Below are 10,490 nucleotides of genomic sequence, written 5' to 3'. Positions count from 1 at the left end.
CCCCCCCCCCCCCCCCCCCCCCCCCCACCGAGCGCCACGCGCTATTCTCTACCGCTTCGAACCGGAGGATAGAGGGGGCGGTGCGCCCGAGCGGATGGCTGGCGGTTGCGGCGACGCGCAGGCCGGTCAGCGGTCGGCCGTCGTTGCGAATTTCAACGCGAACATGGCGATCCGCATAAAGCGATATTTTCGGTGTCCAGCCCAACCGGTCCTGCGCCTCGGCGCGCGCCAGCCAGACATTGTAGTGCTGGCTCGCGACATAGCTGTTTTCGACCACCTTGCCGCCAAAGGTCGACATAGCGAGCCGGGCCATGGTGAAATTGACCGTGATGACGACGGCAAAGAAGGTGACGAGGATCGCGGTCATGTGCCAGCCGGTGAAGACCTTGCGGATCGGTTTGTCGCTCATTGTCCTGCCTCCGGTCGGTCGAACTGGATGATGTCGCTGTCGCCGCGCGGGTCGCCGTCGAGGCCGCGGGTCGTGATGGTGAAATCCTGCCGCGCCGGTCCGTCGCCCGGCGCTGCGACGAACAATCGGACGCGCGTGACGCTGTCGGGCGCGAGCGCAATTTCGACGCGCTGCTTTGCGGTGTTACGCGATCCCGCCTCGGTCCACAGCGCTGCGCCTGCCAGCCCATCCACCATCACCGCGACGCGGCGCGGGCGCGTTTCCATGTTGCGCAGTTTAAGTGTGTAATTGTTGCGGATGTGGCCGTCGGACAGCTGGACATAGAGCGGACTGCGCTCGTGCTGAACGGCGAGGTCGAGCCGGGTGCGCTGACCGAGTGAGAAGAGCATCGCGGCGCCGATCGCGCACCACACGCCAAAATAGGCAAGTGTGCGGGGACGGAACAAAGTCTTGCGAACGGGCTTGCCGATACCGCCCGCCTTTTCGACCGCGGCATCGTCGAGCGTGCAGTAATCGATCAGCCCACGCGGGCGCCCGATCTGCGCCATGACATCATCGCAAGCGTCGATGCACAGCGCGCAGGTGATGCAACCGATCTGCGGCCCTTCGCGAATGTCGATGCCGGTCGGACACACTGCAACGCACTGGTTGCAGTCTACACAATCGCCGAACGCCCCCGGATGCGCCTGCGCCTTCTTGACGCTGCCGCGCGGTTCGCCGCGCCAGTCCTTATACGTCACCAGCAGCGATTTTTCGTCCATCATCGCGGTCTGGATGCGCGGCCAGGGACACATGTAGATGCACACCTGTTCGCGCATGAAACCGCCGAGGATGAAGGTTGTCGCGGTCAGTACCGCAACGGTGCCATAAGCGATCGGCGCCGCCTGCCCGCTCCAGAAATCGACGGTCAGCGTCGGCGCATCGGCGAAATACATGATCCACGCGCCGCCGGTCCAAAAGGCGATGGCGAGATAGATGGTATATTTGAAGCCACGCTTGACGAGCTTCTCCGCCGTCCACGGGCCGTTTGCCAGCCGCACCTGCGCGTTGCGGTCGCCATCGACCAGTCGGTCGACATGCTGGAACAGGTCGGTCCACACCGTCTGAGGACAGGCATAGCCGCACCAGGCGCGGCCCACCGCGCTGGTAACGAGGAACAACCCGATGCCAGCCATGATGAGCAGACCCGCGACATAGTAAAATTCATGCGGCCAGATTTCGATCTGGAACATGTAGAAGCGCCGGTTTGCCAGATCGACGAGCACGGCCTGATCGGGCGCATAGGGGCCGCGGTCCCAACGGATCCACGGCGTGCCATAATAGATCGCCAGCGTGATCGCCATGATCGCCCATTTGAAGCGGCGAAAGGGACCGTCGACCTTTTTGGGGTAAACGCCCTTGCGCGCTTCGTAAAGCGCAGCGGGCTGACCGGTCAGGTCTTCAGGGCTGGCCATCGGCTCCCTGCCCTTCGGATATTGCCGCCAGCGCGGGCGCCGCTGCTTTCTCGCCGCCGCCGAGCGAATAGACATAGGTCGCGAGCATCTTGACCGTCACCGGATCGAGCCGGTGGCCCCAGCGCGGCATCACGCCATTGCGCGGCTGCGTGATCGTCGCGGTCAGGCTGTCGCGGTCGCCGCCATAGAGCCAGACCGCATCGGTCAGCTTCGGCGCTCCTAGGGCGCGATCCCCGACGCCAGCGGCACCGTGACAGACGGCACAATTGGCCTGGAACAGCGCGTTGCCGCGCGTCGAAGCCGCACTCGGCTTTTCCTGTTTGCTGATGACGCGGACATGGCTGACGACATCGGCGATCTGCGACGGATCGAGAATGCCGTCGCGACCGAATGCCGGCATCTGGCTGATGCGCGTGGCCTTGTGGTCGGGGTTTCGAATGCCGTGCGCAATCGTATATTCGATGCTCGCCAGATCGCCGCCCCACAGCCAGTCATCGTCAGTCAGGCTGGGGTAGAGTGTCTTGACCCCCGCGCCGCCAGCGCCGTGGCACTGGACGCAATGAACGCGAAAGGCCGCCGCCCCGCCCTGCACCGCCGCCTGCATCAACTCCGGCTTGGCAGGCAGATCGGTCAGTGCCGTCGCGGCAATAGCGTTGGTGATCGGCGCGCGGCGCTCCGCATGCGACTGCATCTCGCGCTTCAGATCGCTGCGACTGCTCCACCCCAGCACGCCCTGCGTGGCGCTGTTGAGCATCGGCCAGGCGGGATAGAGGACGACATAACCCGCGGCCCAGATGATCGAGGCGTAGAAGGTCCACAGCCACCAGCGCGGCAGCGGCGTATTCAGTTCTTCGATGCCATCCCATTCATGGCCGACGGTGCTCGTGCCGGTGGCTTCGTCGATGCGCTTGCGGTCAGCCATGGTCGTCGTCCTTGAAGATCATCATTGCGGCCTCTTCATTGTGGTGGCGCGCGCCTTTGCGGAACGGCCAGGCGACCAGGCCAAGAAACAGGATGGTCATCGCGAGCAGACCCCAGCTGTCGGCGAAATGGCGCAGGTCGTTGTAATTCACCGTGCCTTCTCCCGCGGCGCGGCGGGCGCGGCGCCCTGCTCCTGCGGCGCAGCCTTTTCGACGTCGACGAGCGTGCCAAGCATCTGGAGATAGGCGATCAGCGCATCCATTTCGGACAGGCGATCGGGATTGCCGTCGAAATCGCGCACCTGCGCTTTGGGATAGCGTTTTTGCAGATCGACGCCCGCTGCCGGATCCACCTGCGCCTTCACATCCTCATTCGCCGCCGCGATGGCTTCCTTGCTGTACGGCACTCCGACGCGCGACAGCGCCGTCAGATCATTGCGCATGTCGCCGGTGTACAGATCGCGCTCGGCCAGAAAGGCGTAGGGCGGCATGATTGACTCCGGCACGACGCTGCGCGGGTCAATCAGATGCGCCTTGTGCCACTCGTCCGAATAGCGCCCGCCGACCCGCGCCAGATCAGGTCCGGTACGCTTCGACCCCCATTGGAACGGATGGTCGTACATGCTCTCCGCCGCCAGGCTGTAATGGCCATAGCGTTCGACTTCGTCGCGGAACGGGCGGATCATCTGGCTGTGACAGGTATAGCAGCCCTCGCGCATATAGATGTTGCGGCCCGCCAGTTCGAGCGGAGTGTAGGGGCGCATGCCGTCGACCTTCTCGATCGTGTTATCGATCCAGAACAGCGGCGCGATCTCGACGATACCGCCGATCGCGACCGCGACGAGGGCGAACAATCCGAGCAGACTGACGTTGCGCTCGAGCTTCTTGTGGCTGAAGCGCTTTTCGGCGGGTTGGGTGGCCATCGTGCGACTCCTTATGCGGCGGGAACGGGCGCGAGCGGGCGATCCGCGGCCGCATTATGCGGGGTTTCGGTCATCGGCTTTTCATCGCGGACCCGCCCGGCCAGTGTCGCCCAGACATTGACGATCATGATCAGGAAGCCGGCGAGATACATCGCTCCGCCCGCGGCGCGGATCAGGTACATCGGGTGCATCGCGGCGACGCTTTCGGCGAAGCTGTAAACGAGGTAGCCGTCGGCGCCATATTCGCGCCACATCAGCCCCTGCATGATGCCCGCTACCCACATCGACGCGGCGTAGAAAACGATCCCCACGGTCGCGAGCCAGAAGTGCCAGTTGACCATGCGCAGGCTGTAGAGACGCGGACGGCCCCACAGACGCGGCACCAGATAATAGACGCAGGCGAAGGTGATCATGCCGTTCCAGCCGAGCGCGCCGCTGTGCACATGGCCGATCGTCCAGTCGGTATAATGCGACATCGAGTTGACCCATTTGATCGACATCATCGGGCCTTCGAAGGTGCTCATGCCGTAGAAGGCGAGCGCCATCACCATCATGCGGATGATCGGGTCGGTACGGATCTTGTCCCACGCGCCGTTGAGCGTCATCAGCCCGTTGATCATCCCGCCCCAGCTCGGCATCCACAGCATGATCGAGAAGACCATGCCCAGCGTCTGCGCCCAGTCGGGCAGCGCGGTGTAGTGGAGGTGGTGCGGACCGGCCCAGATATAGAGGAAGATCAGCGACCAGAAGTGGATGATCGACAGGCGGTAGCTGTAGACCGGCCGCTCGGCCTGCTTCGGCACGAAATAATACATCATCGCGAGGAAGCCCGCGGTCAGGAAGAAACCGACCGCATTATGCCCGTACCACCATTGCGTCAGCGCATCCTGGACCCCGGCGAAGGCAGCGTAGCTTTTCGACCCGAAGATGCTCGCGGGCATCGAGAGATTGTTGACGATGTGGAGCATCGCGATGGTGATGATGAAGCTGAGGTAAAACCAGTTCGCGACATAGATATGCGGTTCGCGGCGCTTGACGATTGTGCCGACAAAGACCGCGAGATAGGCGACCCAGACGATAGTCAGCCACAGATCGACATACCATTCGGGCTCGGCATATTCCTTCGCCTCGGTCACGCCCATCAGATAGCCCGTCGCGGCAAGAACGATGAACAGCTGATAGCCCCAGAACACGAAGCGAGCGAGTTTGGGAAAGGCGAGCCGGGCGCGGCAAGTGCGCTGCACGACATAATAGCTTGTTGCGATCAGCGCGTTGCCGCCAAAGGCAAAAATCACGGCTGACGTATGCAGCGGCCGGATGCGGCCAAAGGTCGTATATTCGAGGTTGAAGTTGAGCGCCGGAAACGCGAGCTGGAGCGCGATGAACAGCCCCGCCGCCATCCCGGCGATCCCCCAGAACAAGGTCGCAATGACGCCCCAACGGATGGGGTCGTCGTCATAGGTACCTTCGCTGGCGGGCATTTTCAGCATGCCGCGCGCCATCGCGCCATAATCGGCGCGCGAGACGGTCGTCCACAGCACGGTCAGCGCAGCGATGGCCACGATGCCCATATGCACCGCAAAGGGCGCATCAACCGCCAGCGCCGCCATCACCAGCGCGAGCAGCGCCAGCAACAGCCAACCGCCCGCTTTGATTACCAGACCGTCCATATGCTTGTCCCCGCTTGGTGCGGCCTTCGGGCCGCGCTTCGCATTGCTCATGGACGCGCGGGTCCGCCCAAACATTGATCGGGATCAACGAATTGCTTGCGCTTCATCAATGCGGCGCGGCGGCCGTCGGCGCAGGGACGACTCCATCAACAACAGGAGCCAGGACTCATGAAGACCCAATATCTCTCCCTCGCCGCGCTGGCCGTCGCCCTCGCCGTTCCCGGGCAAGCCGCCGCGAAAATTGGTGACGTCCAGTTCAAGCTGCTCGCGACCTATGTCGCGCCCGACGGCAAGATCAGCGACGTGAAGCTGGACCTGATCGGATTGCCCGCGGGGACGCAGACCAAGGCCGACGACAATGTCGTGCCGACGGTCGCGATCGAATATTTCGTCGCCGACAATATCTCGGTCGAGACGATCGCGGGCGTTACCCAGCATGATGTCGTGGGCCGTGGCGGCCTGGCGGGTGCAGGACTGGTGTCGAATGCGAACATCGTCCCCGCAACGCTGACGCTGAAATATCATTTCGGCAACGACGGCGGCGTGCGGCCTTATGTCGGAGCCGGTCCCAGCTATTTCATCTTCATCGACGAAAAACCCGGTGCAACGGCGGTCGCACTCGGCGCGACCCGGCAAAAGATGGGCGATTCGCTGGGCATGGCATTTCAGGCCGGGGTCGACGTCCCGGTGAATGCCAAGGGGCTGGCGGTGACGTTCGACGCCAAGCGTTACGTCATGCGCTCGACCGCGCGCTGGTTCGCCGGACCGACCGAAGTGTTGCGGACGCGGCACAAGCTCGATCCCTGGGTCGTCAGCGCCGGGCTCGCTTTCCGCTTCTGACGTTGCGGGTCAACCCGCCATCGCCTCCATCGCCGCGCGGTCGTTGATCACGATCTCGCGGCGGGACGGCAGCTCGAGCACCCCCTCGCCGCGCATTTTGGTGAGCTGGCGGCTGGTTGTTTCGATCGTCAGCCCCAGGATATCGGCAATCTGCTGACGCCCGAAGGGCAGCTCAAAACCGCCCTTGGGCATCGTCGCGTCGCATCCCTGCCCCGACAAGCGTTCGGACATTTCGAGCAGGAACGACGCGACTTTCTCCGACGCCGACTTGCGCCCAAGCAGCATCATCCAGTGGCGGGCGCGGTCGAGCTCATCGAGCGTGCGGCGCAGCAGCTTCTGCTGAAGGTCGGGATGCGAGCTGGCGAATTCGTCGAAATTGTTGCGGTTGAAAATGCACACCTCGGCATCGGTCATCGCGGTGACCGTGTACGGGCTCTCCTTACCGAAAGGCCTTCCGATAAAGTCGGAGGGGAACACGACCCCGACAATCTGTTCGCGGCCATCGGCGGTCGAGACCACCAGCTTCAATACCCCAGTCAGGACGTTCGCGACGACCGGCGCGCCATCGCCTTCCCACAGCAAGGTCTGTCCCTGCCGGACCTTCTGCTTGCGCCCCATCTTGCCGAGCGCCAGAATTTCCGTCGCGTCGAGGCTGGCGCAAATCGCGCGGTTGCGGACGACGCAGGTGGAACAATCGGTCATGCCGCCGCCGTACAGCAGCCAGCAGTCTTTGGGAAGCGACGGGGTGTGCGGTAGATCAGTGCATGAGCAGCAACGGGGCCGGCGCCGATTCCAGCAAATAGCGCGTCACGCCGCCGAAAAAGGTTTCGCGCAGACGGGTATGGCCAAAAGCGCCCATCACGATCAGGCCAGCGCCGATATCGCGCGCCGTCCGCTCGAGCGCTTCTTCGATCGTTTCGACACTGCGCTCGACATGGCGCAGCTCGGCGTGGACCGCGTGGCGCGAGAGGTAGCGCAGCGCGTCGTCGGCAGCGACCTGCCCCTCATCCTGGCCTACCGAGACCATGATAACCTGCTGCGCATCGCGCATCAGCGGCACCGCGGCGCGCAGCGCGTGCGCCGCTTGCGGACTGCCGTTCCACGCGATCATCACCGGCGCGTCGAGATCGATCGGGCCGCACGATTCGGGAATGGCGAGCACCGGCACGGGAACCGCCATCGCCAGATCGCCCGCCATCATCGGCGGGGTAAAGCTGCGGCGCCGATCGGCGGTGCCGAGCGAGACGATGGCCAGGTCAGCCAGCGTCGCGGCAAGCGTCAACGTCGCGAGCACATCGCCATCGGCCAGCGTCACATTCCAAGGCACATCTTCGCGCTCGAGATCGGCCCGCAGCCGCCGGTCGAGGGCCGCGTCAGCCGCCTGCGCTTTCGCCAACTGCTCGCTCGCCAGATACATGCCGCCGAAGGGGTCGGTGGCAATGAATTGCTGAAACGGCGAGGTAATCACGAAATCCAGATGCGAACGATGCCGTCGCCCGATCGCCAGACCGCTTTCCAATCGCGCGGGCATTCCGGGACCATCGTCGGCGTGAATCAAGATATTGCGCACGTCAAATCTCCTGCTGATACAGGCATATGACGCCGCAATGCACGCCGCGTCATTGATCGCGGTCAATGTCGTTGCCGTAGTTGTCGTTGGAAAATGACTGGAAAACTTCCAACAATATCAAGCGACGCCATGCTTATCCCGCTTTGCATACCTCCTGGCGGCTGGAACTGCGAGCCAAGCCCCTGCCACCCGCTATTGCCGATCGAACGACCGCTTTCCAGCGAATGACGAATAGGGCTGGAACATGCGAAATCTGGCGCGAAGCGGACGGGACGTCGCCCGCCGCGCACTGGCGTCGGTCACCCATCGCCTGCACCACCCAGGGCGAGCCACAGCAACAGGCGCGCACGCTGCGCTTCGCCCCGCGCGATAGCGGCGCGTTCTTCGGCGCCATCGGCCTGGCGGCGCGCTTCCAGCTGCGCCGAGAGATCGGCGAGGCCAGCGCGCACGCGTGTAGCAGTCAACGTTTCGACGCGCGTAAACCGCACAGCTTCGTCTGCTGTCGCCGCAGCGCGCGCATCGGTCGCCACAATCAGCCGGTATCCGGATTCCGCATCGCCAAGCGCGTCGAAAACGGCGGCGCGATAGAGCTGAAACGCCAGGCGCTTGTCGGCAGCTGCGCCGTCGATCTCCGCCGATATGCGTCCAAAATCCAGCAGCGGCCCGGCAATCGCTGCCGCCAGCGACCCGATCAGCGAGTCATTGTCGAACAGCTGGCCCGGACTGAACGCCAGCAGGCCGAGGCTGGCCGAAAGCGTAATCCTTGGGAAGCGACGCGCGGCTGCTGCCGCAAGGTCGCCGTCAGCCGCAGCAAGACGCGCTGCCGCTGCCGTAACGTCCGGGCGACGCGTCAGCAGATCGGACGGCAGCGTGGCGGGCACCAATGGCAAGGCCGTTGTCCCACCCGGTGCCGCGAGTTGCGTTTCGACCCAGCCGGCATCACGCGCGGTCAGCGTGACCAGACGGCCGATGAGATTGGCGCGCTCGCCGCCCAGCATCGCCAAGCGGCTGCGCGACGCGGCAGCTATCGCTTCGGCGCGCGCCGTTTCGACGCCGGGCGCTAGGCCGGCGTTTGCGCGTGATGCCGTCAGCGCTACCAGACGGTTAGCCGCATCAAGGTCGCGTGAAAGCGCCGCATCGCGCACCTCCAGGCTACGCCAGTCGACAACCAGCGACGCGAGGTCGGCGATCAGCGCGATCCGCACCGCTTCGGCGTCGGCAGTCGCTGCATCGAGCCGCGCCGACGCCGCGCGCTGTTCCGAACTCAGTCGCCCGAACAGGTCAGCATCCCAGCGCGCGCCGAGCGAGGCGCCATAGGATGTCTGGTCGGGATCGATCGTGATGCCAGTCGGCAGGCTGGCGCCGAGGCTGCCGGGATTGGTGCGGCTGGTTTCGAGCGATGCGGCGAGATCGAATTGCGGCATGCGTTCGGCACCGGCACGGCGGGCACCGGCTCGCGCGCGTTCAATCCGCGCGGCAGCTTCGCCAATCGAAGGGGCGTCATCTAGCGCAGCCGCGCGCAGCGCGACGAAGGCAGGGTCATCTTGGGGCAGAAGGGCGGCAAGCGATCCGGCCTCAGCGGCGTCGGGCACATAAGAGAAGGCGGCGGGCAAGGCAGGCGGCGGCGTATCGATAAGCGGCGGCGGGCCGGCCACACAGCCCGCACCGCACAGCGCCAATGTCGCAGCGAGTGCGGCCTTGCGGATCATCGCCTTGCTCCGGTGCGGGGTTTGGCGGGAATGAAGGCATCGACCTGCTGGCCCACGCGGAACAGATCACTGCCGGGCGGCAGAGCATAAATGATTTGCATCACCCTTACATCGACCCGCTCGGCGGCGCTGTTCGTCAGCGAGCGTTTTGGCACCACCAGCGGTTCAGCGCGGACGAAACGCGCCGTGACCTGCCGTTCGGCGGCACCGCGCGGTGAGACGATCGCGTTCGCGCCCAGTGCCACGTCGCCAGCCTGGTCTTCGTCAATATCGACCCGGATATGGAGCGGCCGCGTTTCACCCAATCGTATATAGGGTTCGGCGTTGCCGCCCTGCGGCCCGCCCGCCTGCACAAACTCGCCGGGACGGATATTCACTGCCAGGATTTCACCCGCGATCGGCGCGCGCACCGCAAGGCGCGACAATTCGACCCGCGCGCTCGCTGCAGCAGCCTCGGCTGCTTCGCGGCGCGCTCGTGCCAATGCAGCGCGGCTCGCCGCTGCCGCGGCCTCGCCCTCGGCGCGAACCACCTCGGTCCGGCTAACCGCAGCAGGGTCATCGATCTGGCGGTAAAGCGCGAGCTGGCGCTGCGCTGTAGTCCGGGCGGTATCGGCCTCCGCAATCGCGGCGTGCGCTTCGCGGATCGCGGCGTCTGCTTCATGCAGCCGCGCTCGCGCCGCACGGTCGTCGACCAGAAACAGCAGGTCGCCCTTCGCGACATAGCTTCCAGGTTCGGCGTTCAGGCTCATCACCAGCCCCGACAGGGCTGTACCGATATCCACGATCTCGCTCGAAGGCTCGACGACACCGGCCCCAGCAACCCGGTCGCCATTGGCCAGTGCGCCGGTCGCGCGCGGCGGAATCTGCTGTGGCGGTTCGAGCTGGCGGTCGGGCAGCCCGACAAGGATATAGATGACGGCAAGCACCACGCCCAGAAAGGCGATCACCGGCAAGATCTGGCGCGAAAAGTTCAGATTGGCAAAGCGTCGGGTCAT

11 protein-coding genes are annotated in these 10,490 nt (G+C 64.7%); 1 reads left to right on the top strand and 10 read right to left on the bottom strand.

Translation table 11 applies throughout. The features are described 5' to 3' along the window. The 6 genes from K0M74_RS18395 to ccoN form a co-directional block, all read right to left on the bottom strand. On the bottom strand, positions 1-409 hold a 409-nt coding region (locus tag K0M74_RS18395; RefSeq protein ID WP_293975768.1), incomplete at its 3' end, for a FixH family protein. Continuing rightward, complete coding sequence (ccoG, locus tag K0M74_RS18390) at positions 406-1,863, bottom strand: cytochrome c oxidase accessory protein CcoG (RefSeq protein WP_293975766.1); 1,458 nt, start codon at positions 1,861-1,863, stop codon at positions 406-408. The genes ccoG and K0M74_RS18395, both read right to left, overlap by 4 nt. After that, positions 1,850-2,785, bottom strand: a complete 936-nt coding sequence (ccoP, locus tag K0M74_RS18385) for a cytochrome-c oxidase, cbb3-type subunit III (protein ID WP_293975764.1) — start codon at positions 2,783-2,785, stop codon at positions 1,850-1,852. Before ccoP ends, ccoG begins: the two co-directional genes overlap by 14 nt. Then, positions 2,778-2,936, bottom strand: coding sequence for a cbb3-type cytochrome c oxidase subunit 3 (locus tag K0M74_RS18380; protein WP_293975763.1), 159 nt, complete (start codon positions 2,934-2,936; stop codon positions 2,778-2,780). The genes ccoP and K0M74_RS18380 overlap by 8 nt, the downstream gene beginning before the upstream one ends. Then, on the bottom strand, positions 2,933-3,706 hold the full coding sequence (gene ccoO, locus K0M74_RS18375) for a cytochrome-c oxidase, cbb3-type subunit II (protein WP_293975761.1): 774 nt from the start codon (positions 3,704-3,706) through the stop codon (positions 2,933-2,935). The genes K0M74_RS18380 and ccoO overlap by 4 nt, the downstream gene beginning before the upstream one ends. A gap of 11 nt (positions 3,707-3,717) precedes the next feature. After that, positions 3,718-5,376 (bottom strand): cytochrome-c oxidase, cbb3-type subunit I, encoded by a 1,659-nt coding sequence (gene ccoN / locus K0M74_RS18370; RefSeq protein ID WP_293975759.1) that lies wholly within the window; start codon positions 5,374-5,376, stop codon positions 3,718-3,720. 168 nt (positions 5,377-5,544) lie between these two features. Between ccoN and K0M74_RS18365 the strand changes: the two genes are divergently transcribed. Continuing rightward, positions 5,545-6,216 carry an OmpW family outer membrane protein gene (locus tag K0M74_RS18365; RefSeq protein WP_293975757.1) on the top strand — a complete coding sequence of 224 codons (672 nt, stop codon included), beginning with the start codon at positions 5,545-5,547 and terminating at the stop codon, positions 6,214-6,216. Between the two features lie 9 nt (positions 6,217-6,225). On the opposite strand, the gene K0M74_RS18360 is transcribed toward K0M74_RS18365, so the two are convergent. From K0M74_RS18360 to K0M74_RS18345, 4 genes are all read right to left on the bottom strand, one after another. Then, entirely contained in the window at positions 6,226-6,918 is a 693-nt protein-coding gene (locus tag K0M74_RS18360) for a Crp/Fnr family transcriptional regulator (protein ID WP_293975755.1), read from the bottom strand. Between the two features lie 55 nt (positions 6,919-6,973). Then, positions 6,974-7,786, bottom strand: a complete 813-nt coding sequence (locus tag K0M74_RS18355; protein ID WP_293975753.1) for a universal stress protein — start codon at positions 7,784-7,786, stop codon at positions 6,974-6,976. Positions 7,787-8,085: 299 nt separating this feature from the next. Continuing rightward, complete coding sequence (locus tag K0M74_RS18350) at positions 8,086-9,495, bottom strand: efflux transporter outer membrane subunit (RefSeq protein ID WP_293975751.1); 1,410 nt, start codon at positions 9,493-9,495, stop codon at positions 8,086-8,088. Further along, positions 9,492-10,490: an HlyD family efflux transporter periplasmic adaptor subunit gene (locus tag K0M74_RS18345; RefSeq protein ID WP_293975749.1), complete on the bottom strand. Its 999-nt coding sequence runs from the start codon at positions 10,488-10,490 to the stop codon at positions 9,492-9,494. Before K0M74_RS18345 ends, K0M74_RS18350 begins: the two co-directional genes overlap by 4 nt.

Source organism: Sphingopyxis sp., assembly GCF_019459305.1.
Lineage (GTDB): Bacteria > Pseudomonadota > Alphaproteobacteria > Sphingomonadales > Sphingomonadaceae > Sphingopyxis.
The sequence above is the reverse complement of the archived record's forward strand: the minus strand, read 5'-3'. Positions and strand labels throughout refer to the sequence as shown.

Excerpts from the sequence above, each read along its gene's own strand:
- ccoG (WP_293975766.1), bottom strand. The coding sequence starts at position 1,863 with ATGGCCAGCCCTGAAGACCTGACCGGTCAGCCCGCTGCGCTTTACGAA.
- ccoP (WP_293975764.1), bottom strand. The coding sequence starts at position 2,785 with ATGGCTGACCGCAAGCGCATCGACGAAGCCACCGGCACGAGCACCGTC.
- ccoO (WP_293975761.1), bottom strand. The coding sequence starts at position 3,706 with ATGGCCACCCAACCCGCCGAAAAGCGCTTCAGCCACAAGAAGCTCGAG.
- ccoN (WP_293975759.1), bottom strand. The coding sequence starts at position 5,376 with ATGGACGGTCTGGTAATCAAAGCGGGCGGTTGGCTGTTGCTGGCGCTG.
- K0M74_RS18365 (WP_293975757.1), top strand. The coding sequence starts at position 5,545 with ATGAAGACCCAATATCTCTCCCTCGCCGCGCTGGCCGTCGCCCTCGCC.
- K0M74_RS18360 (WP_293975755.1), bottom strand. The coding sequence starts at position 6,918 with ATGACCGATTGTTCCACCTGCGTCGTCCGCAACCGCGCGATTTGCGCC.
- K0M74_RS18350 (WP_293975751.1), bottom strand. The coding sequence starts at position 9,495 with ATGATCCGCAAGGCCGCACTCGCTGCGACATTGGCGCTGTGCGGTGCG.
- K0M74_RS18345 (WP_293975749.1), bottom strand. The coding sequence starts at position 10,490 with ATGACCCGACGCTTTGCCAATCTGAACTTTTCGCGCCAGATCTTGCCG.